The organism is Streptomyces sp. NPDC053048 (genome assembly GCF_044547045.1).
GTDB lineage: Bacteria > Actinomycetota > Actinomycetes > Streptomycetales > Streptomycetaceae > Streptomyces.
Window position 1 is genome coordinate 433,744 of record NZ_JBITZS010000004.1, and the last position, 26,151, is coordinate 459,894.

Annotated in this window: 22 protein-coding genes; 8 read left to right on the top strand and 14 right to left on the bottom strand. The window is 72.3% G+C overall.

Annotation, left to right across the window (positions count from 1 at the left end):
• Positions 1-71 precede the first annotated feature (71 nt).
• A complete protein-coding gene (locus ACIG36_RS12895) occupies positions 72-1,322 on the top strand; it encodes a PQQ-binding-like beta-propeller repeat protein (protein WP_399926064.1) in 1,251 nt (416 codons plus the stop codon).
• A gap of 220 nt (positions 1,323-1,542) precedes the next feature.
• On the opposite strand, the gene lanKC is transcribed toward ACIG36_RS12895, so the two are convergent.
• Complete coding sequence (lanKC, locus tag ACIG36_RS12900) at positions 1,543-4,194, bottom strand: class III lanthionine synthetase LanKC (protein ID WP_399926066.1); 2,652 nt, start codon at positions 4,192-4,194, stop codon at positions 1,543-1,545.
• 130 nt (positions 4,195-4,324) lie between these two features.
• Positions 4,325-6,628 (bottom strand): ATP-binding protein, encoded by a 2,304-nt coding sequence (locus tag ACIG36_RS12905; protein WP_399926068.1) that lies wholly within the window; start codon positions 6,626-6,628, stop codon positions 4,325-4,327.
• Positions 6,629-7,020: 392 nt separating this feature from the next.
• Here ACIG36_RS12905 and ACIG36_RS12910 point away from each other — a divergent pair, with 392 nt between their 5' ends.
• Entirely contained in the window at positions 7,021-8,124 is a 1,104-nt protein-coding gene (locus ACIG36_RS12910; protein WP_399926070.1) for an aminotransferase class I/II-fold pyridoxal phosphate-dependent enzyme, read from the top strand.
• On the opposite strand, the gene ACIG36_RS12915 is transcribed toward ACIG36_RS12910, so the two are convergent.
• The 3 genes from ACIG36_RS12915 to ACIG36_RS12925 all read right to left on the bottom strand — a co-directional run bounded on the left by ACIG36_RS12915 (position 8,106) and on the right by ACIG36_RS12925 (position 10,110).
• Complete coding sequence (locus ACIG36_RS12915) at positions 8,106-8,855, bottom strand: serine hydrolase (protein ID WP_399926072.1); 750 nt, start codon at positions 8,853-8,855, stop codon at positions 8,106-8,108. The two genes, ACIG36_RS12910 and ACIG36_RS12915, sit on opposite strands and share 19 nt — an antisense overlap.
• An 84-nt stretch (positions 8,856-8,939) precedes the next feature.
• A complete protein-coding gene (locus ACIG36_RS12920) occupies positions 8,940-9,395 on the bottom strand; it encodes a hypothetical protein (protein WP_399926074.1) in 456 nt (151 codons plus the stop codon).
• Between the two features lie 205 nt (positions 9,396-9,600).
• Entirely contained in the window at positions 9,601-10,110 is a 510-nt protein-coding gene (locus tag ACIG36_RS12925) for an O-acetyl-ADP-ribose deacetylase (RefSeq protein ID WP_399926076.1), read from the bottom strand.
• A gap of 94 nt (positions 10,111-10,204) precedes the next feature.
• Here ACIG36_RS12925 and ACIG36_RS12930 point away from each other — a divergent pair, with 94 nt between their 5' ends.
• Positions 10,205-10,873: a hypothetical protein gene (locus tag ACIG36_RS12930; RefSeq protein WP_399926078.1), complete on the top strand. Its 669-nt coding sequence runs from the start codon at positions 10,205-10,207 to the stop codon at positions 10,871-10,873.
• Here the strand turns inward: ACIG36_RS12930 and ACIG36_RS12935 are convergent.
• Positions 10,861-11,865: a GlxA family transcriptional regulator gene (locus ACIG36_RS12935; RefSeq protein WP_399926080.1), complete on the bottom strand. Its 1,005-nt coding sequence runs from the start codon at positions 11,863-11,865 to the stop codon at positions 10,861-10,863. The genes ACIG36_RS12930 and ACIG36_RS12935 overlap by 13 nt on opposite strands.
• Before the next feature lie 93 nt (positions 11,866-11,958).
• Between ACIG36_RS12935 and ACIG36_RS12940 the strand changes: the two genes are divergently transcribed.
• Positions 11,959-12,555 (top strand): cysteine hydrolase family protein, encoded by a 597-nt coding sequence (locus tag ACIG36_RS12940; RefSeq protein WP_399926082.1) that lies wholly within the window; start codon positions 11,959-11,961, stop codon positions 12,553-12,555.
• A gap of 45 nt (positions 12,556-12,600) precedes the next feature.
• Here ACIG36_RS12940 and ACIG36_RS12945 read toward each other — a convergent pair whose 3' ends face one another.
• Positions 12,601-13,461 carry an SDR family NAD(P)-dependent oxidoreductase gene (locus ACIG36_RS12945; protein WP_399926084.1) on the bottom strand — a complete coding sequence of 287 codons (861 nt, stop codon included), beginning with the start codon at positions 13,459-13,461 and terminating at the stop codon, positions 12,601-12,603.
• A gap of 632 nt (positions 13,462-14,093) precedes the next feature.
• Here ACIG36_RS12945 and ACIG36_RS12950 point away from each other — a divergent pair.
• The 3 genes from ACIG36_RS12950 to ACIG36_RS12960 all read left to right on the top strand — a co-directional run bounded on the left by ACIG36_RS12950 (position 14,094) and on the right by ACIG36_RS12960 (position 16,597).
• On the top strand, positions 14,094-15,143 hold the full coding sequence (locus ACIG36_RS12950) for a helix-turn-helix domain-containing protein (RefSeq protein WP_399926086.1): 1,050 nt from the start codon (positions 14,094-14,096) through the stop codon (positions 15,141-15,143).
• A gap of 84 nt (positions 15,144-15,227) precedes the next feature.
• A complete protein-coding gene (locus ACIG36_RS12955) occupies positions 15,228-16,232 on the top strand; it encodes a DUF1648 domain-containing protein (protein ID WP_399926087.1) in 1,005 nt (334 codons plus the stop codon).
• Between the two features lie 2 nt (positions 16,233-16,234).
• Entirely contained in the window at positions 16,235-16,597 is a 363-nt protein-coding gene (locus ACIG36_RS12960; RefSeq protein ID WP_399926089.1) for a GntR family transcriptional regulator, read from the top strand.
• A 141-nt stretch (positions 16,598-16,738) separates the two neighbouring features.
• On the opposite strand, the gene ACIG36_RS12965 is transcribed toward ACIG36_RS12960, so the two are convergent.
• The 6 genes from ACIG36_RS12965 to ACIG36_RS12990 all read right to left on the bottom strand — a co-directional run bounded on the left by ACIG36_RS12965 (position 16,739) and on the right by ACIG36_RS12990 (position 23,994).
• On the bottom strand, positions 16,739-17,863 hold the full coding sequence (locus ACIG36_RS12965; RefSeq protein ID WP_399926091.1) for an abortive infection protein: 1,125 nt from the start codon (positions 17,861-17,863) through the stop codon (positions 16,739-16,741).
• A 127-nt stretch (positions 17,864-17,990) separates the two neighbouring features.
• Positions 17,991-19,112: an amidinotransferase gene (locus ACIG36_RS12970; protein ID WP_399926093.1), complete on the bottom strand. Its 1,122-nt coding sequence runs from the start codon at positions 19,110-19,112 to the stop codon at positions 17,991-17,993.
• Positions 19,113-19,285: 173 nt separating this feature from the next.
• Positions 19,286-19,786 (bottom strand): hypothetical protein, encoded by a 501-nt coding sequence (locus ACIG36_RS12975; RefSeq protein ID WP_399926095.1) that lies wholly within the window; start codon positions 19,784-19,786, stop codon positions 19,286-19,288.
• Between the two features lie 147 nt (positions 19,787-19,933).
• Positions 19,934-20,698, bottom strand: a complete 765-nt coding sequence (locus ACIG36_RS12980; RefSeq protein ID WP_399926097.1) for a class I SAM-dependent methyltransferase — start codon at positions 20,696-20,698, stop codon at positions 19,934-19,936.
• Positions 20,699-20,770: 72 nt separating this feature from the next.
• Positions 20,771-22,372 (bottom strand): serine/threonine-protein kinase, encoded by a 1,602-nt coding sequence (locus ACIG36_RS12985; RefSeq protein WP_399926099.1) that lies wholly within the window; start codon positions 22,370-22,372, stop codon positions 20,771-20,773.
• Complete coding sequence (locus tag ACIG36_RS12990) at positions 22,369-23,994, bottom strand: protein kinase (protein WP_399926101.1); 1,626 nt, start codon at positions 23,992-23,994, stop codon at positions 22,369-22,371. The genes ACIG36_RS12985 and ACIG36_RS12990 overlap by 4 nt, the downstream gene beginning before the upstream one ends.
• A 152-nt stretch (positions 23,995-24,146) precedes the next feature.
• Here ACIG36_RS12990 and ACIG36_RS12995 point away from each other — a divergent pair, with 152 nt between their 5' ends.
• A complete protein-coding gene (locus ACIG36_RS12995; RefSeq protein WP_399926103.1) occupies positions 24,147-24,533 on the top strand; it encodes a VOC family protein in 387 nt (128 codons plus the stop codon).
• A 63-nt stretch (positions 24,534-24,596) separates the two neighbouring features.
• Here ACIG36_RS12995 and ACIG36_RS13000 read toward each other — a convergent pair whose 3' ends face one another.
• Entirely contained in the window at positions 24,597-25,922 is a 1,326-nt protein-coding gene (locus ACIG36_RS13000) for a tetratricopeptide repeat protein (protein WP_399926105.1), read from the bottom strand.
• Between the last annotated feature and the right edge of the window lie 229 nt (positions 25,923-26,151).

Sequence of the window (26,151 nt, forward strand, 5' to 3'; positions counted from 1 at the left end):
CGGTGGCGTTCCCCCTGACGGGTGAACGCCACCGGCCCCGTGGTCCCCTCTTCTGCCACCCTCTGGTGCCCATGAACTCCATGGATTCCGCGGACCGGCGCCGTGCCGTACGGCGCCGGCTTCGCATGGCCTCGGCCGTCGTCGGTGTCCTGTGTGCCGTGGCCGCGTGCGGCGGTGGGGCCTCGTCCGAGGGCGGCCGGGCAACCGGGGCGAACGTGCCGCCCGAGTCCTTCCCGGATTCGCCCACGACCAGCTTCCAGGGGGCGTGGCCCTCCCCTCTCGGTGATATCGGTCCCGCCGACGTGGTGGCGCTGGGTGCGCATCTCGCCTTCGCCTACGACCGGAAGGACGTCGGGGTGACGGCCTTCCGGCTGGACTCCGGTGAGGTCGCCTGGCACACGGCCGCCCCGGCCGGTGGCACCGTCGCGCAGGCGCCGCCGCGTCTCGCCGGCAACGCGGTGATCGGGGCCTTCGCCGTCACGGAAGAGGGCACGGGGACGTATGCCGACCGGCACGGCGTCACCGTCGTCGCCCTGGACGCCGGCACCGGCAGGACCCTGTGGACGCGCGAGATCGGCGGCGAATTCGCGAACCCCGCGGCCGCCCCCCATGTGGTCGGCGCCGACCCCCGGCATGTGCTCGTCGCCTCCTACGAGCAGGGCTACGAGGAGACGCCGCCCTCGTCCGTCCTGCTCGACACCCGGACGGGCCGGATCATCTGGACCGAGGCCGACTTCAAGGGAGTGGACCTGGAACAGTCGGTCGCGGTCGGTATCCGCAGCGACGACAGCTTCGCCGGCAAGTCCGTCGCCGACAACATCCAGTTGTGGAAGCGCGACCTTCCATTCGGCGAGTCCGAGGCCGCGGACCCGGGCCCCGGCCTGACCTGGATCGACGGAACCGCCGCGGACGAACCCCTGCTGATCGACCCCACGACCGGCGCGACGCGTCTGGACTCGGGCGACACGCAGCTGGAGAAGTGCCACTACGACGGCTGGACCACGACGATCTGCGCCGGGACCGACGAATCGGCCCACCCGGCCGTCTGGGCCGTGGACGTACGCACCGCACGGGTCCTGTGGCGCCTGCCCGACGAATCGGCGAACCGTGTCGCCCCCCGGATCACCTCGGCATGGCACGGTGCGGTCTACGCACAGGCCGACCAGGCCATGACGCTCGACGCCCGCACGGGCAGGGACCTCCGCACGGACCTCGGTCTCGTCTCCCCCGCCATGGTCAATGACCACTACGGCCTGGTCTACGACGACACGTCCCACTCGATCGACGTCTACCGGGCGCCCGACGCGTTCGTCTCCGGCTGAGCACCGGGAACGCCGAAGGGGTGCGGGAGCCGTCCCTGTCCGGGACGGCTCCCGCACCCTCACCGGCCGGTCGTCACATACACGTGCGCGTGGTCCAGTGGCTGCACCAGAGCGACTCGTGGAGGGACTCGGACTCCTCCTGCAGGCCCTGAAGGTCGAGAACGAAGGCCATGACGCACCTCTTTCCGTGGAAGCGGGACGGTATCGGTCAGCGGTGGTGTCACCGCTGTTTCTTGCTCACCGCGGTGGGCACTGCGCCGCGGTGGTCCAGGAGGGGAAGGGGCGTGCCCTTCCGGGTCAGCGCCGCGTGCAGCGCGAGCAGGATGCCGGCCGAGCCGGTGGCGAGGTCCGTCGAGAGCCGGTAGAGCTGGTGGCCGGGGAAGGCCACCCGGTCCTGGTGGCGCACCAGGTGCCAGGCCAGCCGCGTCAGCTGCCCATCGAGCTGTTCACCGGCCCACGTGCCGCCGCTGCCGGGGGTCTCCGCCGTCGCGGCCTGCGCCAGCGCCCAGACGAGGCCCGCCCTGCCGTGGAACAGGCCGGGCATGAGGAGGAACTGGGCCGCGCAGGCCCGGTCCAGCAGCGGCAGCGCCTCGGTGAGGCGGGGGTCGTCCGGCCGGTGCCGGAGCAGCGCGCGGGCGGCGACGGCGGCACCGGCCGAGCCGTTGCCGAGGTAGGTGGTGGCCCGGCCGTCCTCGACGAGCAGCATGCCCTTGCCGTCCACCCGGCCGCCCCGCAGATCGCGCGACAGTGCGGCGGACGCCAGGTCCAGCCAGTGGTCCTCGCCCGTGTGCTCGTGGAGCCTGGTGAGGAAGAGGGCCCGGCCGCTCCCGCCGTGCAGCAGCCCGGACCGCCGCGGTCCGGGTCGCGTGCCGTCGTACGTCGCCGCTTCCCGTGCGAGCGCCCGCCCGGCGGCCACGGCCTCGTCGGCCAGCGCGCCGTCGCCGTGCCGGTCCGCGAAGTGGAGCAGGCCGAGCCCGATGCCGGCCAGTCCGCCGGCCAGGTCGTGCCCCAGGACGCCCAGTTCGCGACGCTGCCCGGTCACCTTCCGGGCGCGCTCCAGGACCTCGCCTGCCAGGTCGGGCAGCCCGAGCCGGTCGAGGGTGAAGGCGACGCCGTGCAGGCCGTCGTAGAGTCCGGGCCGCACGTGCGATGCCGTGCCGCAGGCCCACAGCAGCCACTCGACGTGCTCGTCCGGCACCGGATAGCCGGTCTCGGCCAGCGCGTAGAGCACACCGGACGCTCCGTGCAGCAGGTTGACGCCACCCTGGGCGGCGAACTGCTCGGGGTCGCCGGGGTAGAGGCGGTCCTCGCGTTCCGGGGTGGCGGTGGCGAGGATGCCTTCGGCCAGTTCGTCCATTACCCGGTGCCAGTCGTCCGGGGACGCGCCGTCGGGTACGAACAGCGCGCGTCCCTTCCTGCCGGTGCCCGCCGTACGGCCGACGGGTATCCGGCCGCCGCTCGCTTCGTGCAGTGCCCGCACCGTGTCGGAGGCGAAGCCGTCCGGCAGGCGGAACAGTTCCTGCGCCGCCTGCGCCAGGTGCTCGGCCTTGGCGGAGTCCAGCTCGACGAGGAACGAGAGCGGGATGAAGAGGAAGAGGCGCATGCAGGCCAGCGCGTACCGGTCGACGGACGTTCCGGTACGGGCGGCGGGTGAGACGAAGCCGGGTGCGCCCATCGCCGGCGGGGTGCCGGTGGCGAGGTCGAAGGACAGTTCGAAGTCGACCAGGGCGAGGCGGCCGTCCGGTCGGACGATGACGTTGCCGGGGTGCAGGTCGCCGAAGGCCACGCCCTGCTCGTGCAGGGTGTTGATCATCCGGTCCAGCTGGTCGGTGAAGTCCAGTGCCTGTGCCGCGTACTCGGCGAGCGCGGCGGCGTCCGGCTCCCCGCCCAGCAGCGGGTGACGGCCGGCGAACAGGTGGCGTTCCAGCTTCTCGCCCTCGATGAACTCCTCGACGAGGTACTCGTGTTCCCAGAGAGTGACGTGCTCGTGGAGGCGGGGGACGAAGTCCAGGCCGTCCAGGCGCAGGAGCATGTCGCGTTCGCGGTGCAGGCGCTCGACGGCGTCGGTGCCGGCCTGGTCCAGCCCGGCCATGGGGCGGGCCTCGCGCAGGACGACCGTCCGGCCGTCGCGGCTGTCACGGGCCTTGTAGACGCCGCCCCCGTTGGAGAAGTGCAGGGCGCGCTCGATCCGGTAGGGGAAGTCCTCGGGCCGGGGCACGGAACGGGCCGTGACCTGCTCGGCGAGGAATCCCGGCACATCGGTCCATGAAGGAACGGAGAAGACCGGGCGGCGCAGGTCGGGCACCAGCCGCCCCTCGGGGTCGCGCAGGGCCGGCACCGTGCGCCCCTGCTCGTCCAGGCAGTACATCTGGCGGAACGCGCCGTACCGCACATACAGGGGACCGTCGTGCCAGCGCAGATCGCTGAGAATGTACGGGCCGCGCCGCCCGGCCAGCACGGGCGACAGGCCGTGCAGCACCCGCTGGAGTTCCGCTTCGTCACGCGGGTAGACCGTCACGAGTTTGCCACTGGAACCGCGCGGGGCGTACTTGGAGTTCGCGTTCAGCACGGCCGTGCGGCTGCGCAGGAATTTGACACTGACGCCTTCGCGGTAGCAGAAGCCGAGGACGGCGCCGATGACGTCGGGGGCCTCGTCCGGGGTGCTGGACACGTGCACCTTCCAGCCCTGCTCGGGCAGCGTCATCCCCTCGGGGTGGAGGTAGACCCAGACGCTGTCCCGGCTTCTGTCCCACCCGTCGGGCAGCGGCTCGAGCGCCTGCGGGTAGAGGGTCTCCGTGTCGGCGAGCCGGCCCGGGTCGTCGTAGAAGACGGGATCCGCCTGGCAGTACGGCTCGTAGTCGGATGGGCGCACGTGACGAATCCCCTTTGCAGACACGAAGGCGTGCTGTTCACCAGCGCCACCACCGTAGGGCGGGCCGACCCCGCCGGAACGGTCCCGGGCGTTGCCTGTCGTTGCCAACGGCCGGGCAACGCCGCCGCCGTCACCCGGCCAGGCAGGCCCGTACGTCGTGTTCGCGCGGGTCGTCGAGCGACCGGTAGATCCCGGCCGCCCTCAGCCAGGCCCGCCGCGCCGCCCGTTCCTTGCCCTGGGTGCCGAGGCTGATCCCCAGCTGGTGCAGCGCCTGTGCGGTGCCGGCGAGCATGCCGGTATGCGCGTGCAGGACCAGGGCGCGCCCGTAGCACCGGACGGCCTGCCGGTGATCCCCCAGCTCGCGGTGGGCGGTCGCCGTCAGGGTCAGCGACGATGCCTGCAGCCACACCGAGCCGTGTGCGCGGTGCAGTTGCTGAGCCTGGAGCAACGGGGCGAGGGCCTGCCCCGGGCGGCCCTGGGCGAGGTGCACCTCGCCCACACACAGCAGCGCCATCGCGGTCCCCCACTGGCCGCCCCGCGCGGTGAACAGGTCCAGCGAGCGTCCGACCAGCCCGGCGGCCTCGTCGTTGCGCCGCTGGCGCATGCAGGACAGCGCGTACGCCAGCTTGACCGTCCCCTCACCCACCGGATCCCCGGCGGCGGCGAACCGCTCGGCGGCCCGTCGGTAGTGTCCGTCGGCGACGGCGTGCTGCCTCAGCCCGGCGCGGGCGCTGGCCAGAGCGGTCTCCGCGCAGGCCTCGGCCAGCGGAGCGGCTTCGGCCGCCGCGGCCTCGCCCGCGATCATCCCGGCTTCCAGCAGGTCCAGGTGGTGATGGCGCAGGAAGAGGAAGGGCCACAACGCGTAGGGGAGTTGCCAGGCCACCGGGCTGTTCGCGGCGCGGGCCGGCCGGCAGCAGGCCAGCAGGTTCGCCCGCTCGTCGTCGTACCACCGCAGCGCCTGGCGCAGGGAGGTGAACGTCCGGGGCCGACAGCCCCGCGGGACGTCCACGATCGGCACCCGGTGGCGTCCGGAGCCCAGCACCAGGTCGGCCGCGGCCTCGACGGTGTGCAGGTACCAGGCGAGCATCCGCTCGGTGCACTCAGCCAGCGCCCGGGGTCCGTCCTCGGCCTCGGCACGCTCCCGCGCGTACTCGCGCAGCAGGTCGTGCATCCGGAACCGGCCGGGCCGCACCTCCATCACCAGGCTGGCGACGCGCAGTTCACCGAGCAGACGGGCCGTCACCGCGGTGGTCTCGCCCAGCAGTGCCGCCACGGCGTCCAGGCCCGCCACGGCACCAGGGTGCAGGGCCAGCAGCCGGAACGCGCGGGCCTGGTCGGCCGGGAGCGCCCGGTAGGACCAGTCGAACACCGAGCGCACGCCGGTGCCCTCGCCGGGGATCGCCAGCAGGTCCAGGCGCGGCGCCGAGTACCCCGGCTCGCCCTCGAGCGCCGCGGCGAAGCCCTCCCCCCATTCCGCCAGGTGCTCGGCCGCGATCCGCAGCGCCAGCGGGAGGTAGCCGCAGTGGCGGGCCACGGCCGCCAGCGTCGCGTCCACGCGCCCGGCCGCCGCCTGTTCCACGGCTGCCGCCGGGCCCGGTGCCCGGTCCGGCGCCCCCCAGCGGAGCGCCCGCCGCATCAGCAGCACCGCTTCCTGCGGCGGCAGCGGCTCCAGCGGCACGCGCAGGGCGCCGTGCCGCACGCTCAGGGCGGTCAGGTGCCGTCTGCTGGTGACGACCACCACGCTGTCGCCGGTTGCCGGCAGCAGGGGCGCGACCTGGGCGGCGCGGGCCGCGTCGTCGAGCACCACGACCACCCGGCGCTCGGCCAGGGTGCCGCGCACCAGGGCGATCCGCTCGTCCGGCCCCATGGACATGGCGTCGGCCCGCGTGCCGAGGTCCAGGGCGTGCAGCAGATGGGTGGCCACGTCCTGGGGCGGCGCCTCACCGGGGGAGGTCCCGTGTGCGCGCAGGTCGGCGAAGAGCGCCCCGTCGCCGTGCGAAGCGCGAAGGCGCGTGGCCAGCGAGACGGCGAACGTCGTCTTGCCCACGCCCGCCATACCGTCCACGGCGATCACGGCGGGGCCGCGCTGCCGGGCCAGGAACGTTTCGGCGCAGGACAGTTCGCCCTCCCGTCCCCACATCTGGCCCACGGCCGGCAGCTGGGCCGGAACGGGACCGCGCGGGGCGGGCGTACGGCCTTCGGGCCGCCCGGTCGGCTGAGGGGACTCCACCGGCGGCAGCTCCCGCGCCAGCCGGACCAGCCGGCCGTCCGTGGCCATCGCCTCGTCGCACCGGCGGGCCAGGTCGAGGGACATCACACGCAGGCCGTTCTCCACCCGGCTGAGGTAACTCTTGCTGTAGTGCACCCGCTGGGACAGCTGGGACAACGACCAGCCGCGCTCCACCCGTAACACCCGAAGCAGCTCACCTGCCAACACCCTCGCCCCCACGCGTCCCGTCAGCCACCAACCCCCACACGTTCGGACATCGTACGCACACCCACCTGTACATCCACGAAGCGACGGCCGCCGCGGTGCCGTTCGCCGTCCGCGGCACCCGCGCCGACGGGACGACCGGGTCCGGACGCCGGGCGGCAGGGCAAAGGCCCCATTCCGGCCACTCCCGGCGACACCGCGGTACATCGAACCCGGCGGATATGCACGCAGGGGCGGCAGCGTCCTGCCCGCGGCATGCGCCACTGCACGTCACCTGCCGGGCAACGGCATTGACCGGTCTCCTTGCCCCCGGGTCTGTTGCCGGAGCACCGGCGGTCCCGGACACTGAGGTCTGGCGAGACAACCATCAGCGCACGCGAATGAGGGGGCCCGTGACGCCGTCACTGTTCCGGATGCTCGACTGGCACGAGCTGATAGAGGCCGAGCGGCAGCAGCCCGGCGCCCGTGTCTTCGTCTCCGACTACAACGGCGGGCACCCGTTCGTCGAGGAATTCCTCGGCGAGCTCGCCGACACCTCCCCCGGGCGCCTGGCGGACATCACCCGCTACTCCGGCCTGGACGAGGACGTCCGGCTGCGCGCGAAGATCGCCGCGATGCACCGGCAGTACGACGGAGCCGACTGCACGCCGCGCAACGTGCTTCCGGGCGGCGGCTCCAGCAGCCTCCTCGGCACGTTCGCCACCTGGCTGCTGCTGACGGGGCAGCGGCGGGTCCACTACGTCCCGCCGGTGTACTACAAGCTCGCCTACCTCTTCAGGCGCATGGGCATCGAACCCGTCCCCGTCGCCCGCGGCCACGCCTACCAGCCGGAATTCGACCTGCGCCTACCCGACGAGCAGACCGTGCTCGTCCTGACCGACCCGGTCTGGTACGCGGGGAGAAGGGTTCCGTCCACGGTGCTGAGGACGATCGGGGCCTGGCAGCAGGAGACGGGCTCGCTGGTCTTCGTCGACGGGACCTTCCAGTACATGCGCTGGGACGGGGAACGCGGCGAGGAGTCGGCCACGCACCTGCCCGGCGATCTCACCCTCCGCATGGTGTGCCCCACCAAATACCTGTCGATCCACGGCTACCGCTGTGCGCATCTACTCGTCCCCGAGCGGCTGCGCGAGGAGATGGCCGAGTTGCATATGAATCTGCATGGTGATGTGGCGGTTTCCGACCGCCTCTTCGCACACCGTGCGGCCGATCTCATGCTCGGCAAGGGCAACGGCGCGCTGGTACGGCACATCCGTGACCGTCACAGGGTGCTGGTGGACAGCGGCGCGCTCAGCGCGCGGATGCCGGTGGAGACCGGCTTCTTCCTGTTCGCCCGGCCACGGGTGCCGCACCGCTGGTTCCTGGCGATGGACGGGAAGTACTTCGAACTCGACGGCCGTCCCGGGTACATCCGCATCAACCTGCTCAACCGCACCGGTATCGAGGCCCTGATGGCCACGGTCGGCCAGCGGGCCGGTCAGCCCGCGAGGGTGTGACGGCCTGCCCAGACCCGCGCCGAGATCCGCGCCAGCAGGCGGGCGGCCGGATCGTCGACGTCGTGCCCGTTCGCGAGGGGGCCGGTGTAGCAGACGGCGATCGCGTAGGCCTCCGCGTCCGGCGGATGGACCACGGCGGCGCAGTGCCGCAGTCCGGGGAACCAGCCGTTCTTGCTCGCCAGCCGGGTTCCCGGCGGCAGCCCCGCCGCCACGTCCACGCGGTGGACGTTGCCCTCCAGTTGTCCCAGCAACTCCGGCTCCAGCGACTCCAGCAGCCGGATCAGGTCCCCGGCAGTGACCTGGCTGTGGACGCCCGCCGCGCGGGCGGGATAGTCCTCGATGCCGCGCGGGCTCGCGCTGCCGGACGCGCCGGCCCGGCGCCATACCCGCGCCACGGCGTCGTGACCGACTTCGGCGAGGCAGAGGTTGGTGGCCAGGTTCGAGGAGTGCGTGACCATCCGCCCGGCGAGCCAGCGCAGCGACGCGGTCGCGCCGAGGAGTTCCCACGGCGCCGGATCGCTGTCGTGCGCACGCGAGTTGGCGTAGGTGGCCGAACCGGTCACGGAGCTGAAGCGGTTCACCACGGGGACGCGTCTGTCCAGGTCGATCCCGCTGCGGTGGAGTGCGGCCAGCACCGCGACCTTCATCGTGCTCGCCGCGTCGTGCGGCACGTCCGGGTTGCGTACGACGACGGGAGCGCGCCGCCAGGGCGCCACGACTACGGAAAGCACACTCCGGCTCCAAGGCGTGTCGATCGAGGAAACGTCAGGCGACTGGCCGCCGTAGGGCCGCCGGTCGCCCTCGCCGCCTTGCTCCTACTGCTCCAGGTCCGGAATCGGGCCCAGGTACTCGAGGGTCCAGGTCTCCTGGAACTCGGGCTGGGGCTTCACGAGCGTGATCTGCGCACCACGGTGCCCGGCACGCAGGGCGAGACCGTTGTCGGACAGGATCTTGACTCCGCCGATGACCCGCTCGAACGTGAACTTCTGCCACTCGGCGCGCGGAACGCTGTTCACATAGAGCTTGTCCTCGGCGACCACGAGACCCGCGGCCGGGTGGTAGGCCAGGTGGATCACATAGGGCGACCCCGGGACTTCGTGCTCGGCGAAGTCGATGATCCACTCCTGCTCGATCGGCAGGGGGTTGAAGCGGTCGGTGATGACAGGAGCACCGTGCTTGACGGCGTACTCGGTGGCCGTCAGGAGCGAGGTCGGTCCGATGATGTGAGCGTGGATCTTGTACTTGCCGGGCTTGACCGGAATCGGGGCCATGCGTGGCACGTCCTCTCACACGTTTCCGTTACCGGCGGCGGACCCGCCGGCACACGCCCTCCACCTTCGCGGCGAGTTCACCCGCCGCAAAGGGCGGTATGTCGCCAAGCCCATTACGGCGAGGATCGATCGATCACAATGGCGAATACGGCCCCTCAGGACCACGAGCTCCTTGGTGACTTGCCGGCCGGCGCCCACGTGGCCGTCACTCCATCTGCGCGGCGAACGCCTCGTACGCCCGCCCGTCGAAGAGCACGAAGCCGACCTCCTCCACCGACGTTTCCGTCTGCCGGACCGTCTCGATCGCGATGCGCGCACCGTCCTCCATCGGCCAGCCGTAGATGCCCGTGGAGATCGCCGGAAAGGCGACAGTCCGTGCGCCGAGCTCATCGGCAACCCGGAGCGACTCCCGGTAGCACGAAGCGAGCAGCTCCGAGCGGTCCTCCTCCGCCGACCACACCGGGCCCACCGTGTGGATGACCCAGCGGGCCTGCAGGCGTCCCGCTGTCGTGGCCACCGCCCGGCCCGTGGGGAGGCCCTTGCCGTAGTGGGAGGCGCGGAGGTCACGGCAGGCGTCGAGGATCTCGGGGCCGCCGGCGCGGTGGATGGCGCCGTCGACTCCCCCGCCGCCGAGGAGCGAGGAGTTCGCCGCGTTGACGATGGCGTCGGCGTGCTGCCGGGTGATGTCGCCCTGTACCAGAGTGATGCGGACCATGGCGCCATCATGGGCCATCCCCGGCGGGCCCGCCCGTTCATTAACATGCACATGCCATGCGCCCAGTGGGCGCTTCCACCGACGAAAGCAACGCATGCGTATCAAGCAGGTATTCGCGACGGCAGCCGTCCTCGCCGCTCTCACCTCGGTGACGGCCTGCGAGGACGGTGACAAGGAGGCGGCCCCCACGACCCCCGCCGCCCCCAGCCCCGCCCCCTCCGCGTCCTCCGCGTCATCGCCGGCAGCGCAGGATTCCCGGGCGAGCCTGGGGCTGCCCAGCGCCGGGAGCCTCGCCGAGCTGAGGAAGCTGGTGCACGACAACCACAGCGTCGACTGCACGAAGTTCTCCACGGATCCCGCGACCGTGGCCGTCCGCTCCATCGACTACCTGCCCGCCATCGAGGGCGACCACCAGGCGTGGGGCGTCAGCGAGCGGGGACTGTGCGGCGAGACCGGTGGTGAGCGGCGGGCCCACGGGCTGACCTGGCTCGACAAGGTCCGGGACATGGCCGCCTTCCAGGCGCGCGCCAAGGAGGCGCAGCTCAAGGAGCTCACGGAGAACGGCCGGATCAAGGCCACCCGGAGCAAGGTGCTCGTCGGGGCGGACATCGCCGTCGAGACCAACGACAAGTCCGCCCGCCACGGCCTGTACCAGCAGCGGTTCCTGGCCCTGAACTGCGAGTCCGGCTTCACCGCCCCGCAGGGCTACCGCCTCGAGAAGGCCCTGGTCGAGGGCTGTGTGCTGACCAACTACGAAGGCTGAGGCCGCGACGCCCCGGCCGAGAAGGCCGCCTGGTAGGCGCGGGGGCTCGTGGCGAGGCGGGCGGCGAAGTGCTGTCGCATGGTCACCTCGCTGCCGAAGCCCGCGCGGCGGGCGATCTCGGGCATGGCGAGGTCCGTCCGTTCCAGGAGCTTCTGGGCCGCCGCCAGCCGCTGGTCCAGGAGCCAGCGGGCGGGGGTGACGCCGGTGGTCGCCGTGAAGTGGCGGGCGAAGGAGCGCGGCGACATCCCCGCGCGGGCGGCGAGGTCCGCGACGCCGAGCGGCTCGTCGAGGTGGCGCAGCGCGTACTCGCGCACCCGCGCCAGGGCGTCGGCGCCCCGGTCCTGCTCGGGGACGGGGCGTTCGATGAACTGCGCCTGGGTGCCGGTGCGGAACGGCGCGGTGACCATCGAGCGGGCGATGGTGGCGGCTGCCCCGGCGCCCTGGTGGGTGCGCACGAGGTGCAGGCACAGGTCGATCCCGGCGGCGGTGCCGGCAGACGTCCACAGGGCGCCGCGCGAGTCGGCCGGGTCCGCCGGGGCCTCGATGAAGAGGGCGTCGGGCACGACGGTGACGCCGGGGAACCGGCGTCGCAGCAGGTCGGTGTAGACCCAGTGCGTGACGGCCCGGTGCCCCTCGAGGAGCCCGGCCTGGGCGAGGGCGAACGCGCCCGCGCACAGCGCCGCGACGGGCACACCGCGCCGGTGGACGCGGCGCAGGGCCTCGAGGACGGCGGGCGGGACGGGCTCGCCCGGGTCCACCAGGCCGGGGACGACGACGAGGTCGGCGCGGTCCATCCAGGACAGCGCGCGGTCGGGGGCGAGGCTGAGGCCGCCCGGCATGGGGACGGGAGCGCGGTCGGCGGCGCAGCGGCGGAGCTCGAAGGGCGGGACGCCGCGGTCGGTACGGTCCGTTCCCCACACCTCGGTGATGACCGAGACGTCGAAGGAGCGGATTCCGGGGAAGGCGAGCAGGGCTACGCGGTACGGCGGCATGGTGGGAGTCTGCCAGACGACTGGCAGAAAGCCATCGATCACCGGCAGTGCTGCCACTTCCGGGGCGCCGCGGCGGACGGCAGGATCATGGTCATGGACAAGCGAGAGATTCACGGCAACGCCGCACTGGTCGTCATCGACGTACAGAAGGGCTTCGACGAGGCCGGGTACTGGGGCCCGCGGGACAACCCGGAGGCGGAGGACAACATCGCCGCGCTGATCGACGCCTGGCAGGCGACCGGGCGGCCCGTGGTGTTCGTGCGCCACGACTCCGACAAGCCCGGGTCGCCCCTGCGCCTCGGCCAGTCGGGCAACGACCTCAAGGACTTCGTGCAGGACCGCAGGGGCAAGGGCGACGGCGGGGAGCTGTTCGTCACCAAGTCGGTGAACTCGGCCTTCTACGGGACGCCGGACCTGCGCGCCTGGTTCGAGGCCCAGGGCGTGCGGCAGTTCGTCGTCGCCGGCATCCAGACCAACATGTGCGTCGAGACCACGGCCCGCATGGGCGGCAACCTCGGCTACGAGGTGCTGTTCGCGCTGGACGCCACCCACACCTTCGACCTGGCGGGGCCGGCAGGGCTGCGGTTGACCGCGCCGGAGCTGGCTCGCGCCACGGCGGTGAACATCCAGGGCGGCGGGTTCGCCGAGGTGGTGACGACGGCGGAGCTGGTGGAGGCCGCCCGCGGCTGAGGCTCAGCCGCCGCTTCCCCCGCCGCTTCCGGTTCCGGTTCCGGTTCAGTTTCCGCTTTCGTCACCGGCACCGCGCTGTTCGATGCTGAAGTCGAACGCGACCGTCCCGGGATCGACGGCCGTCACGCCGCCGTCGACGGTGAGCACCGCGCCGTTGACGAAGGACGCGGCGGGCGAGAGCAGCCAGGCGATCGCCTCGGCCACCTCCTCCGGCTTCCCGGGACGGCGCGCAGGAATGAGCCGGGTCGCCTGCTCGTACGCCGCCTCGAGGCCGGCCTCCCCCAGGCCGTCGTCTCCCGGCTCGCCCTCTCCCAGGCCGGCCTCGTCGGCGAAGCGCGCCATGCGCCGGTCGGCCATCTCGGTGCGCACCCAGCTGGGGCACACGGTGTTGGCGCGCAGACCGTGCCGCGCGTAGTCGACGGCCAGGGAGCGGCAGAGCTGGAGGAGGGCCGCCTTGGACGTGGCGTAGGCGGCATTGCCGACGCCGTTGCGCAGCGCGGAGACCGAGGCGACGGCGACGACCGAGCCCCGCGCCCGGAGCAGGTGCGGAAGGGCGGCGCGCAGCAGGAGGAAGGGGCCCGTGAGGTTGGTGCGCATCACGGTCTCCCAGTCCTCGACGGAGAGCTCGCCGACGCCCCCGCCGCGGCCGATTCCGGCGTTGAGGACGAGGCCGTCCAGCCGTCCGTACGCGGTCACGGTCGCGTCGACGAGCTCACGCACGGCGTCGGGGTCGGCGGCGTCGGAGGGGTGGGCCAGGGCGCCGGTCTCCTCCGCGATGCGGCGCAGGGGTTCGGGCCGCCGTCCGGAGACGACCACCTGGTGCCCGGCCGTGCGCAGCAGCCGTGCGGTGGCGGCGCCGATGCCGGTGCCGCCGCCGGTGACGAGGTAAACGCGCTGATCGGTCACGGTCGTTCAGCCTCCGCGGTGGTCTGGTGCCGGGGTCTCGCGCAGCGGTCGGGCGCGGTCCTCGCGATCGTACCCGGCGGACTGCCGGGGCCTCGCGGCCCTCAAGCTCCTGCCGGCCCCGCAGATCTCATCCCCGACCGATCGCCCGAGAGCTCCATGTGCAGCACGGTGACCGGCAGAAGAAACGGATTGACGAGCGGGTTCCTGTAGTGCACGGAAGGGTCGGCGCCTCCCGCAGGCCTCGCCGGCCCGCGGTCGTGAGTCGTGCTCGACGGCACCGCGCCGAGCGACACCGTGAGCATCGCCCCGCCCGCCAACAGTACGAGCGCTCCCTGGCTCCGCAGCCGGCCACGCCGGGTGTTCAACAACGGCATTCCGTACCTTCCCTCCCCCTGAGCGCACGCGGCACGCCGTCCCGTGCCGATGCCGCCCCCCGCGACGGCACCGGCACGGCCGGCGGTTGTTCGTGCCGGAAAGATCCTGTCCCAGGGGACCCGGGGGCGTCGTTGTCCCCTGGCGCACACTTGTTGGCGTGGAACGCACTGTCGACCCCTGACACCCCTGCACTTTGCTGGCTGTCCCGAATCCGGCGTTGCCGGAGGCGCCGGAACAGCATGAGAGCAGGAGCAGGGATGCGTTCAATAGTCGTCGACACGGTCGAGTTCCCCCTGAACGAGCGGCGGGAGGCCTGGGTCGAGACCATGGCACTGGCGCAGGTGACCCAGCGCGTCAAGTTCCTCGAGACGGCGAGGTTCGGGGCCCGGATAGAGCTGATGCCGCTGGGCGTGGGACAGGTCTCGGCCCTCTCCTACGCCTCGGTGATCGCGCAGCGGACGCCCCGGCTGGTCCGTCAGTCGGATCCGGAGATGTACCACGTCGCCCTCGTCACGGCCGGGGAGATCGGCATCGAGCAGAACCGGCAGAGGTCGCTCCTCAAACGCGGGGACATGGGGTTCTTCGACAGCTCCCAGTCCTTCGACACCTTCGCCGGCGACACCCCGGGCAAGACGCTCCTCTTCCAGTTCCCCAAGAAGCTCCTGCGGCTTCCGCATGAGCAGTTCACCCGGCTGTGCGGGCTGTCCCTGCCGTGGACGGAGGGCGTCGGCCGCCTGTTCGGGCAGTTCCTGGTGGGACTGACGGAGGAGTACGCCCATTGCGCACCGCAGGACGTCACCCGCCTCGGGGGCACCGCGCTCGATCTGCTGACGACCGCGCTGGCGCACCACCTCGACCACGACCCGGCCCTGGCGGCCGGCTCCGCCGCGTCGGGCGCGGCCGGCGAATCGGGCAGGCAGGTGCTGTTCCTGCGGATCAGCGCCTTCATCACCGACCATCTGCGGGATCCCGCCCTCGGCCCGGAGGTCATCGCCGCGGCCCACCGCATCTCCCTGCGGTACCTGCACCGCGTCTTCCAGCAGAACGGCACCACGCCCAGGGCCTTCATCCGCCGGCAACGGCTGGAACGCTGCCGCAAGGACCTGGCCGATCCGGCGCTCGGCCACCTGACGATCCACACCATCGCCGCGCGCTGGGGGTACCACCAGCCCGCCGCCTTCTCCCGCGCCTTCCGTACGGCCATGGGAATGTCCCCCAGCGAATACCGCGCCTCCATGCGCCTTCCGAGCCCGCCGAGCGCGCCGCGCCCGGCCGGTGGGCGCGACGGTGCGACCGGCGGCGTTTGAGGCGCGTCAGGAAAGCGGCGAACCACTTGGCATCCCCGTCACTCCAGTTGTTCTATTACTAGGCGAACAACTGGAGGTGTCGTCATGCCGATCTCACAACCACTGCCCGTCAACGCCCGCCCCGCCAACGCCCGTCGCACCCTCGTCGCCGTCGTGCCCTCCCTCGTGGCCGCCGTCGTCGTCCTCTGGGTCTTCCTCGCCCTGCGCGACCGCCTGCCCGGCCGGATGGCCACGCACATCGGCGCGGAAGGCAAGGCCGACGGGTTCTCCGGCCAAGGTGCCTTCCTCGCCTTCACGTTGGGTGTGCTGATCGGCGGCGGGGTGCTCCTCGGCGGGCTCACCCACTGGATACGCACGACCCCCGACGCTCAGCGCGTGATCGCCGTCTTGAGCGGCGCCGTCGCCGTGGTCACCGGGTGGCTGGCCGTCGCCGTGCTGCTGGCCAACGCCGATGCCGACGATGCCGCGTCGGTCACCCTGCCCGGCCTCCAGGCCGCGGGCGCCTTCGCCGCCGCGGCGGTCTGCGCGGCGGCCGGGTGGGTGATCTGCGGACGGGTACCGGAACCGGAGACAGCGCCGGAGCCGTCCGCCGACGCTGCTCGGCTCTCCCTCGGTGACACCGAGACCGCGGCCTGGTCACGCGTCGCCGGATCCAGGGTCCTGCCGGTCACCGGCGTCGTCGTTCTGGCCGTCGGCATCGTCGTCGGGTTCGCCACGGGGTGGACGTCCGCGCTTCCCGTGCTGATCCCCGCGGTTCCCCTGATGCTGCTGACCGGGGCCCGCGTCACCGCCGACCGGCGCGGGATCACCGTCACCCCCGCCCTCGTCTCCTGGCCGCGCCTGACCGTCCCGCTGGAGCGCATCGTCGAGGCGGGCCATCGTCCCGTCCGTCCCCTCCGTGACTTCGGCGGCTGGGGCTACCGGGCGCGCCCCGGCGCCAGTGGCATCGTGCTGCGTTCCGGCGACGCCATCACGGCCCGGCTGACGACCGGCAGCGAGTTCGTCGTCACCGTGGACGACGCCGCCACCGCCGCGGCGTTGCTGAACACCCTGGCCGAGCGCCGACGCCGCGATTCCGCCGGAGGGTGACCTTGCTCTTCCGTGTCGACCACTCCTCACCGCTGCCGCTCGGCGACCAGATCGCGGCGAGCGTGCGCGGTGCCATCGCCGACGGTTCGGTCGGCGAGGGTGAACGCCTGCCACCCGCCCGGGAGGTCGCCCAGTCGCTGGGCGTCAACATGCACACCGTGCTGCGCGGTTACCAGCGCCTGCGCGAGGAGGGACTGATCGAGCTGCGCCGGGGCCGCGGGGCCGTCGTCACCGCGGGATCGTCCTCCGGAAGGGCCCGGCTCACCACCCTGGCCGGCCGACTGGTCGCCGACGCCCGAGCGCTCGGCCTGAGCGACGAGGACGTGCTCGCTCTCGTGCGCACCGCCCTCACCGCCGGAGGGTGAAGGACGGCGAACAGGACCGGCGGCCGTCGCCGCCGGTCCCACCGTCACCCGCCGCTACGAGACCGTCCTACGAGACCGTCAGTTCGGCGATGCCGGTACGCGCCGGATCAGTGTGCCCCGCGGGATGTCGAGGGTCGTGACTTACGAAGACGACGTCCCGGCTCTGCCGAACCGGTGGGCCACTGCGCGGAAGGACCGCTTGGGCTCCCACTGCCCGGTCTCCGCGTAACCGCGCCGCGTCCCCGTGGGGAACGTCCTGACCAGCGCGAAGCTGGCGATGTCCAGGTCGTGCCGGCGGTGCGGGGAGTAGGGCGAGTCGGGGGCGATGAAGTTGTAGACGAACGCGCCGTGCACCCGCTCCGCCGCGTAGAGGTCCAGCAACGCGCCTATCTCATCGGCCTGCTCCCGCTCGTCACGCGCATAGCCGTCCTTGACGACCGGGGGTTCCTTCTCCCAGTCCACCGCCAGGAAGCCCGACCCACCCTGCTCCTTGGCCCCCGTGAAGGTGCAGCAGCCGAACTCGGTGATGACGACAGGCTTGCCGTGCCGGTGCAGGGCGCGCACCTTCTGGGCATAGGTGGCCTTGTTGCCCGCGTTCCGGTACAGGTTGACCCCCACGACGTCGAAGCCACGCCACTCGACCTCCTCCCACTCCCCGGAGCTGTACGTGACCGGCCCCTGGAACAGCGGCCGTACGGTCCTGAGTGCCCGGCCCAGGAAGGTGTTCAGCCGCTCCTGGTAGCCGACCGCCTCGGGGCGCTCCAGCGCCTGGCCACGCTCGTTCCAGTCCTTGCCCGGCACCAGGCCGGACATGAAGAGGGTCAGCTCGGTACCGACCGCGATGCCCACGCCGGGGTGCCGGGTGCGCAGCCGCTCGGCGGCGCGCGCCACCGAACCGAGGAAGGCGAGGGTCTGCTCCGCGTCCCGGTCGAACTGCCGCGGCTCGAACCAGACGAACAGGCCGTGATCGGCCGCGATCGACGCGGCCTCCGTCAGCCGGCCGAGGTCGGAACCGAGCAGCAGGATCGCGTTGCAGCACAGCTGCTCCTTGATGGCCGCGATCTCCCGGCGTACGTACTCCAGCCGCCAGACTTCGCGCTCGGTATCGAAGTTGACGCCCTTGTGGACGAGCGATCCGGCGGTCCGCGACGACGACGCCGCGCCGGTGGACGTCGTACGGGCCCACGCGCTGTCGGCGGCGAAGACAGTGGCCAGGGCCGCGGTGCCGCCGAGCAGGGTCCGGCGGGCGATCGGTGCTGATGTCATACGGCAAGCCTGTCCGGAGCGCGGTCGTCGGCGCGTCAGCCGAAAGGCTCGCGCCCGTCGACCAAAGTCGCTGCCGCGCCGGCGGGAAGGCCCGACGACCGGTGGCCGGTCAGTCGAATCAGTCGAATCAGTCGAAATACGATTCGAGCGTGCCGCGACGCCGGGTGTCGAGGGTCGCGCAGTGGAACGAGCCGCCGAACGGGGCGTAGTGCAGCAGGTCGCAGGGGATCGGCTCGAACCCCCAGCCCTCCAGGGCGCGCAGCATGCCGGTGTGGTGGCGCTCCGCGATCACCCGCCGCTCGTCGATCATGAGAACGTTCATGCTGAGCCACTTGCCGCACATCGAGGTGATCCTGAGCAGCCGGTCGTCGATCGGGTCGGGCTCGGGGGCGACCAGGACGTCCCACGAGCTCAGGACGTCGGGCAGGTGGTCGACGTCGATGTATTCGGGGTTGATCAGCACCTTGCCGGGCGAGAGCGGGACGAAGGTCGTGTCGATGTGCATCGGTGTGCGGCAGCGGCTTTGGATCTCGTGGATGCGATAGCCCGGTCCGAGATGGCGGCGCAGCCATTCGATGCCCATCCGGTTCGTGACGTTGCTTCGCATCACGAACAGGTCCCGTCCCGCGCGCACGAAATCCGCCGCGTCGAACACCGGCTCGAACTCGGTGAGGATGTAGCGCATGGGCTCGCCGGCCTCGGGGACACGGAAGCCCGCCTCGAACAGCTCGTCGGTCAGCTGCGGTTTCGGCGCCGCCGTCCAGCGCGCGCCGCGCCGGAAGTAGTCCTTGATGAGCGCGCGGTAGGGGTAGGTGTCGAAATACCGGCACGGCCAGGCCATCGGGGTCTCGATGATCTCGTCGCCGATCACGAGCATGCTGTCACGCGGACAGGCGTTGCAGAAACCGCGTGACGACCAGTCGGGCGTGCCGAAGCGTCGTCTGTGGTCGACCGCGTCCGGGCGCCGGACCGTGATGCCGAGGGACCGCAGCAGCGCGACGAACTGGTCGAGCTCCTGCTGGGCCCGCTCGATCAGGGGGCGCGGATACCTGAAGCCGGCGGCCAGCCTCTGCAACCGTGCCGCCCACGGCGGAAGGTTGCAGCCCACGACGGGATGGCCGGAGGGAATCGTCGAGCCGTCGAGCCGCCCGACGATGGTCTCCTCCAGCGGATCCCACTCGTTGTGCGAATTGACCGGCGGGACGAAAGGTTCGGCGGCGTCGCCGTGCGCGGACGGTGGCGCCGGCATCAGGCGTGGCCCACAGCCGCGGCCCGCAGGGGGCCATCACCTTCCGCAGCCGCCGTCGGAATGCCGGGCCTTCGCGCTACCGCCATGCTCATCCGCTTTCGATCACAGAGGTCGGTGACTCACTGTATCCAACGGAGAGCGTTTGCCCCGGCTCCCGACGGCGAAACGGTCCGTCAGTAGATGCGGAAGGACTTCCCCGTGACGAGGGCGCCGCGGAAGTCGGCATAGGTGCGCGGGGGCAGCGGTATCTCGGTGCAGGCCTGGGCCCAGCACGGCTTCGCCTTGTACTTGCCGGTGTAGTAGCCGCTGCGGTAGGGCCAGTCGCCGTGGGACGTGCCCGGTGAGCCGTAGAAGCCCTGGTGGGCGTAGGGGGTACGGCCGCTGTAGAAGCAGCCGTCACTCGCGTCGCAGTAGTTGTGCCGGCCGATGGCCTGAACGGGCGCCCCGGACTCCTTGACGGACTTGGACTCGGACTCCTTGACGGAAAGGATCCTGCCGGTGGCCGGGTCCAGCTCGACGGTCTTAGGAACGGTGGAGCCGAGCAGGGCCCGCTCGTGGGCGGTCAGCGGCGGGATGGGGCCGGGGCCGGCTTCGGCCGGGGCGGCGAGGCCCAGGCCGAGGGCGGCCGCGATCGCGGTCAGGGCGGCGGCGCGGCGCAAGGACGGGCGGGGCATGACGTGTCGCACGAGGATCCCCCCAAAGCACTCGGTGGTGGCGGACTGCCACCCGTGCGGCCCCAGGCTACGCCCGGCGTGCGACGGCGCGAAGGCACAAGCCGGACACATGGCGGGCGGTCGGCTCCCACCGCGCCGTTGCCCGGCTCAGGCGCGGCCGGGCTTGCGGGCCTCGACGAGAGTCCTGGAGGAGTGGGCGACGAAGGGGCCCTCGGCCTCGATCCGCTCGTGCAGCTCGCGCAGCCGGTCGCGGTACCGCTCGACGGTGAAGCCGGGCACCGTCCAGATCACCTTGCGGAGGAAGTAGATCACGGCGCCGACGTCGAAGAACTCCATCCGCAGCCGCTCCGTGCGCACATCGACGACCTCCAGGCCCGCGGCCTTCGCCGCGGCGCTCTCGTCATCGGGGTGCCGCTTCCTGCGCGCCTCGGGCTGCGGCCCCAGGAAGTACTCGACCAGCTCCCACACGCTCGCGGGCCCGACGTGCTGGGCGAAGTACGTCCCGCCCGGCCGCAGTACACGGGCGATCTCCGGCCACCACACGGTCGCGGGGTGGCGGCTGGTCACCAGGTCGAACGCCTCGTCGGCGAAGGGCAGCGGCGGTTCGTCCGGGTCCGCGACGACCACCACCCCGCGCGGGTGCAGCAGCTTCGTCGCCCTGGCCACGTTCGGCGGCCAGGACTCCGTGGCGGCCATGGTGGGCGGCAGCTTCGCGGCTCCCGCCAGGACCTCGCCGCCCCCGGTCTGGATGTCCAGCGCCGCCGACACCGCCGCCAGCCGTCGGCTCATCGACCTCTGGTAACCCCACGAGGGTCGCTCCTCGGTGGCCCGGCCTTCCAGCCAGGAGAAGTCCCAGCCGTCCACGGACGCCGCATCCGCCTCGGCGACAAGTTCTTCGAAAGGGCGTGTCATATCCCCATCATTACGCCCAGTCGCACACGAACGCACGCGTATTTCCGCATCGCCGTCACGATGCCGACGCCGTCACGATGCCCCTGTCCCGGTCAATTCGCTCGGCGGCATGGCCGCCAGTGCGGCCTTCGCGATGTCCCGGGCCTCCGCCTCGCAGGCAGGGTGCTTGTTGCCGTCCAGGTAGACCCGTATCACGAGGTTGCCGTCGCGGACGTTGAGCCGACAGGGCTTCCGGTCGCTCTCGTAGGGGGACGCCGCCGACCAGTACGCCTCGTCGCCGAGGCCGGGACCGGTCTCGCGGCGCTCGCCCTTGCCTCTGCGGGCGAATTCGCTTCGCTGGCGTTCCGTGCCGTTCTCGTCGGGGTCCGAGCGGCGCAGCTCCCAGGAGACGGTCGCGCTGGGAAAGCTGTTCCAGCCGTCCGCCTGGGGCTGGTCCTTGTCGAACCAGGAGCACTGGGTGGATGCCTCGGGGTTCTCCGTGTCGATGTCCTTGTCCTTCCTCCGCTCTTCCCGCAGCGGAAGCTTGGGCACCGCCTCCGGGCACACCGGCCTCGTCACGTACTTGTCCGGAGGGCCGCCGGCACCGTCACCGTCGCGCAGCAGTACGTACGCGCCCGCGCCGAGTCCCGCCGCGAGCACCGCCCCCACCGCCGCCCATGTCACGGGGCGCCGGCGGCGGGGCGCCGGGCCGGGGGTGTCGTGGACGGTGGTGAGCATGGCCGTCCGCGGGGCGGCGGAAGCGGCGCCCGGCAGGAGTACCGTGCGCTCGGCGTCGCCGCCGAGCAGGCCCTCGACGCGGGCCCGCTGTTCGTCGACCATCCGCTGCACGGCGGGCGGCCACGGCCGGGGCGCCGGGACCACCGGGCCCAGGAGGGCGAGCAGTTCGGGCGGCGTGGGCCTCTCGGCCGGATCCTTGGCCAGGCAGCGGGCGACGATCCCGAGCAGGGACCGGGGCACACCGCTCAGGTCGGGTTCGGTGTGGACCACGTTGTAGAGCGTCTGGAGGGCGGAGGGGCCGGCGAACGGGCTGCGGCCCGTCGCCGCCATGACGAGGACCGAGCCGAGCGAGAACACGTCGCTCGCCCCGGTCAGTTCCCGGCTCTGCGCCTGCTCGGGCGACATGAACGGCGGCGAGCCGACCACCCAGCCGGTGCCGGTGAGCTCGGTGACGTCCCCGGACTCCGCCGCCCGTGCGATGCCGAAGTCGATGACCCGGGCGCCGTCCTCGGCGAGCAGGACGTTCTCGGGCTTGAGGTCGCGGTGGACGAGACCGGCCCGGTGGATCTCGTCCAGGGCCGTCGCCAGGCCCACCGCCAGCCGGTGCAGCGCCGTCTCCGGCAGCGCGCCCGCGCGCTCCACGGCCGCTCCCAGCGAGGGACCGGCCACGAATACCGAGGCGAGCCAGGGCAGCTCGGCGTCCGCGTCGGCGTCGAGGACGGCCGCCGTGTACGCACCGGAGACCTTCCGCGAGGCTTCCACCTCGCGCCGGAAGCGGGAGCGGAACCCGTCGTCGGCCGCGTGCCGGGCGTGCACGAGTTTCACCGCCGCCGGCCGGCCGTCCGGGGCGACCCCGAGCAGGACGCGGCCCATGCCGCCCCTGCCGAGCTCGGTGAGGAGTACGTACGGCCCGGCCTTCTCCGGCAACGGGTGCGGCAGTGGGTGCGGCGCGTTCACAGGGACGCCACCGCCGCCACGGCCTGCCGGCCCATGTCCTTCGTGAAGTCCTCGCACGCGCCCTTCGGGTAGTGGACGCCCTGGACCGAGATGTACAGGTACAGGTTGCCGTCCCGGGCGTACAGCACGCAGTTGCTCTCAGTGGAGTTCTTCAGCCACATGCCTTCCTCCGCGAATCCCACTCCGGGGTCGCGCGTGGTCCTTGACCGTATGTAGAAGCCCTCATAGCGCTTCTTCGCCTGCTCGGCGCCGGTGGGCCCGCCCGCGCGGGAGGGGTAGAGGTCCCAGTTGATGTCGATCTTGTCGCCGGAGCGGGTGGTCCAGGCGCAGGCGGTCGACGGATGCGTGCGTCCTTCGCTGTCGGTCTTCTGCCACACCTTGTCGGGGAAGTTGCCCATGGCTTCGCCGAAACCGGCCGGGACCTTCATGCTGCGGCGCACCTGCACACAGGTGGGGACCGTCTTCGTGTACTTGTCGGGCACCTGCGCGAGCGGGGTCGAGCCGGGGGTGGGCACGGGCTCGGGGAAGACCGAGTAGTACACCTCGTCCGGACCGATCGCCAGGACCGTGGCCGCGACCGTCACGAGCACCGAGCCCACCACGATCGCGGCGGTCAGCCACCGGGGCCGGCGGCGCGGCGCGGGAACCCGTACAGCCGCCGCGGGCGACGACCCGAGCGGGGACGCCGGCGGCGGCACGGATCCGGCCGGAGCGGGCGGCACTACGGGTCCGGCCGTGGCCGCGAGCCGGGCCGCCCAGGTCCGGCGGTCCGCGATCCGCCCGTACACCGCCTCCGGCCAGGGGCGCGCGGAGAGCGCGAGCGGGCCGATCATCTCGAGGAGTTGCCCGGGGGTCGGCCGTGCGGCCGGGTCCTTGGCCAGGCACGGCTCGACGATCCGGCGCAGCCGTGGCGGTACGGAGTCCAGGTCGGGGAGCTCGTGGGCGACGGCGTACATGAGGCCGAGCGGCGAGTCCCCGGCGAACGGGCTCCGGCCCCCCGTAGCGGCCGTGGCGAGTGTGACGCCGAGGGAGAACACATCACTGGCCGGGCCCGGCTCGTCACCCCTCACCTGCTCGGGCGACATGAAGGCGGGCGAGCCGATCAGCGCGCCGGTGTGGGTCAGCTTGGTCTCGTGGTCGGCGGCGCGCGCGATGCCGAAGTCGACGACCCGTACGCCGTCCTCCGTCAGGAGCACGTTCGACGGCTTCAGGTCCCGGTGCACGAGCCCCGCCCGGTGGATGTCGACCAGGGCCTGGGCGAGTCCGGCGGCGAGCAGCTGAATCGTTTCCTCGGGCAGTGCCCCGACCGCGTCCAGCACCTCGCTCAGGCTGGGCCCCGGCAGGAAGAGCGAGGCGAGCCACGGCGTCGGGGCGTCCGGGTCGGCGTCGACGACGGGCGCGGTGTAGGCCCCGGAGACCCGGCGCGACGCGTCCACCTCCCGTCGGAACCGTGAACGGAACCCGGGATCCTCCGCCAGATCGGCATGCACCCGCTTGACGGCCACGAGCCGCCCGTCCGGCGCCACCCCGAGCAGCACCTGCCCCATGCCGCCCTGTCCGAGCACCCCGACCGTCCGGAACGGCCCGACGTGCTTCGGGCCGTCCACTCCCAGCATCCGCATGGCGAATCCGCCCTCCCCCTGAATCCGTGGGATCTTACTAGGCGGGCGTCCACGCGATCAGGTGGTCCGGGGACGTCCACTGTGACGAGCACCGAACCGTCCGAGTCCGCCCCGAGCCGACGGCTCGGGCCCGCTGCGCCCGGGAGCACCTGATGAGGATCCACCTGACCAGCGTCTTCGTCGACGACCAGGCCAAGGCCCTGCGCTTCTACACCGACGTGCTGGGCTTCGTGAAGAAGAACGACGTCCCGCTGGGTGCGGACCGGTGGCTGACCGTGGTCTCGCCGGAGGACCCCGACGGGACCGAACTGCTGCTCGAGCCCTCCGGCCACCCCGCGGTGAAGCCCTACAAGGAGGCGCTGGTCACGGACGGCATCCCGGCCACCTCCTTCGCGGTCGACGACGTGCGGGCCGAGTTCGACCGGCTGCGCGGCCTCGGTGTGCGGTTCACCCAGGAGCCGGCCGAGATGGGCCCGGTGACCACGGCGGTGCTGGACGACACCTGCGGCAACCTGATCCAGATCGCCCAGTACACGTAGATCCGGACGGCGCCAGGGGACTCACGGACTCACGGGGGCTCACCCCTCGCCGTCACGGCACCGTCACGGCAGGAGCGGCAGAAGGCGTGCGCGAGCGTTCCGGTCGTAGGGGCACCCGGGGCGCAGGTTGACGCGTTCGCTCAGCAGCGTGCGGGCCAGGTCGTGGCGTCCGGCGTGCAGGGCCGCCTCGAGCAGGGTCTTCTGCAGGGCGTCCCGCTGGGCGTGGCTGCCGCCGAAGGTGTGGAGGCGGTGGCGCAGCGGGAGCAGCAGGTCGACCGCGTCGGCGTGGCGCCCCTGCCCGTAGGCGACGAGCGCCCGGCACACCGGCAGCCCGATCTCGGCCGTCATCAGGACGTTGGAGAGCTCCGGACCGCCGGAGCCGGCGGCCGGAAGCCAGGCTTCCCGGTCGCGGATGAGCCGTTCGGCGTCGCGGACGCGGCCGGCCCCGACATAGGCCATGACGGCGTGGACGTCGTTGAAGGCGTAGTAGGCGCCGTCGTGCCGCCGGGCCCAGGCGTCGGCCAGCGCCGGCCAGCGGTCGCCGGTGTCGGTGCCCGCCAGGTACAGCCGCCAGAGCAACGACGCGGCGTCCAGGAGTTCCATCGCCGCCCCGGCCGAGCCGTCCCGGTGCACGGCGGCGTCGTAGACGGCCAGGACCCCGTCCGTGCGGCCCGTCTCCAGGACGTACAGGGCGTAGTGCCACCAGTTGTGCACGTTCAGGTAGTTGCCGTCCGACCAGTCGTCCGTGCGGGCGTCGAGGTAGCGGATGCCGTCCTCGTACCGGCCCTGCATCTCGTAGGCGTGCACGACGGCGTGGATGCCCCAGACGTCGCGCGCGTTGCGTTCGACGGCCTCCAGGCCCACTCGTTCGGCCTGGCCGTAGTGCCCGGCTTCCTCCAGGCCGAACGCGTACATGCCCTGGAGCAGGCCGTAGTGCGGATCGTCCTCGTCCCAGGCGGACAGCGCGCCGCCGACGCGGTCGCGCAGCAGCACGGCGTTGCCGGTGAAGAAGTCGATCTGGTGGCCGACCGCGAGGGCGAGGGCGTCCCTCGGGTATGCGACGACGAGTTCGGCTAGGACGCGGCCGGCCCCGTGCATGTCGCCGCGCAGCCAGCGGGATACGGCCTCGATGTGCATGCGCTCCCGCGGGGTCACGTCGGCCACGGGCGCGTCCCGGCGGTACGCCCCGAATGCCGTGGCCGCTTCGGCGGCGTCCTTCGCCTCCGTGCCCAGCAGCCCGAGGTACGCCCGGAGGACGTTCCCCATGGCGGACCGGGGCGAGGCCTCGAGCGCCTTCCCCGTCTCCGCGGTGACCTCCTCGCGGAAGAAGAGCAGGTCGTCGAGCGCCTTCTCGTAATGACGCGCGGCATCGGCGTCGGTGTGCGTCATCGTGTGAGCGTGCCGGTCCGTGACCACTGTGTCCTGCCCTCCCGCCGGGTCGCCTCGCGCCGCGGGGATCCATGCCCCGTACCGGAGAGCGGGACACCACCGGGAAGTGGGACGCCACAGCAGGGGTGCGAACCACACGAACCACACGCGCGTGGGGGCCGATGCGTTCGCGCCACGCGGTCTGGCGCGCCATCACCCGATGTGGTGAGGTGTCGAACTCCTCACCTGT

Excerpts from the sequence above, each read along its gene's own strand:
- ACIG36_RS12895 (WP_399926064.1), top strand. The coding sequence starts at position 72 with ATGAACTCCATGGATTCCGCGGACCGGCGCCGTGCCGTACGGCGCCGG.
- ACIG36_RS12920 (WP_399926074.1), bottom strand. The coding sequence starts at position 9,395 with ATGGCCCCGATTCCGGTCAAGCCCGGCAAGTACAAGATCCACGCTCAC.
- ACIG36_RS12925 (WP_399926076.1), bottom strand. The coding sequence starts at position 10,110 with ATGGTCCGCATCACTCTGGTACAGGGCGACATCACCCGGCAGCACGCC.
- ACIG36_RS12930 (WP_399926078.1), top strand. The coding sequence starts at position 10,205 with ATGCGTATCAAGCAGGTATTCGCGACGGCAGCCGTCCTCGCCGCTCTC.
- ACIG36_RS12935 (WP_399926080.1), bottom strand. The coding sequence starts at position 11,865 with ATGCCGCCGTACCGCGTAGCCCTGCTCGCCTTCCCCGGAATCCGCTCC.
- ACIG36_RS12940 (WP_399926082.1), top strand. The coding sequence starts at position 11,959 with ATGGACAAGCGAGAGATTCACGGCAACGCCGCACTGGTCGTCATCGAC.
- ACIG36_RS12950 (WP_399926086.1), top strand. The coding sequence starts at position 14,094 with ATGCGTTCAATAGTCGTCGACACGGTCGAGTTCCCCCTGAACGAGCGG.
- ACIG36_RS12955 (WP_399926087.1), top strand. The coding sequence starts at position 15,228 with ATGCCGATCTCACAACCACTGCCCGTCAACGCCCGCCCCGCCAACGCC.
- ACIG36_RS12965 (WP_399926091.1), bottom strand. The coding sequence starts at position 17,863 with ATGACATCAGCACCGATCGCCCGCCGGACCCTGCTCGGCGGCACCGCG.
- ACIG36_RS12970 (WP_399926093.1), bottom strand. The coding sequence starts at position 19,112 with ATGCCGGCGCCACCGTCCGCGCACGGCGACGCCGCCGAACCTTTCGTC.
- ACIG36_RS12975 (WP_399926095.1), bottom strand. The coding sequence starts at position 19,786 with ATGCCCCGCCCGTCCTTGCGCCGCGCCGCCGCCCTGACCGCGATCGCG.
- ACIG36_RS12980 (WP_399926097.1), bottom strand. The coding sequence starts at position 20,698 with ATGACACGCCCTTTCGAAGAACTTGTCGCCGAGGCGGATGCGGCGTCC.
- ACIG36_RS12990 (WP_399926101.1), bottom strand. The coding sequence starts at position 23,994 with ATGCGGATGCTGGGAGTGGACGGCCCGAAGCACGTCGGGCCGTTCCGG.
- ACIG36_RS12995 (WP_399926103.1), top strand. The coding sequence starts at position 24,147 with ATGAGGATCCACCTGACCAGCGTCTTCGTCGACGACCAGGCCAAGGCC.
- ACIG36_RS13000 (WP_399926105.1), bottom strand. The coding sequence starts at position 25,922 with ATGACGCACACCGACGCCGATGCCGCGCGTCATTACGAGAAGGCGCTC.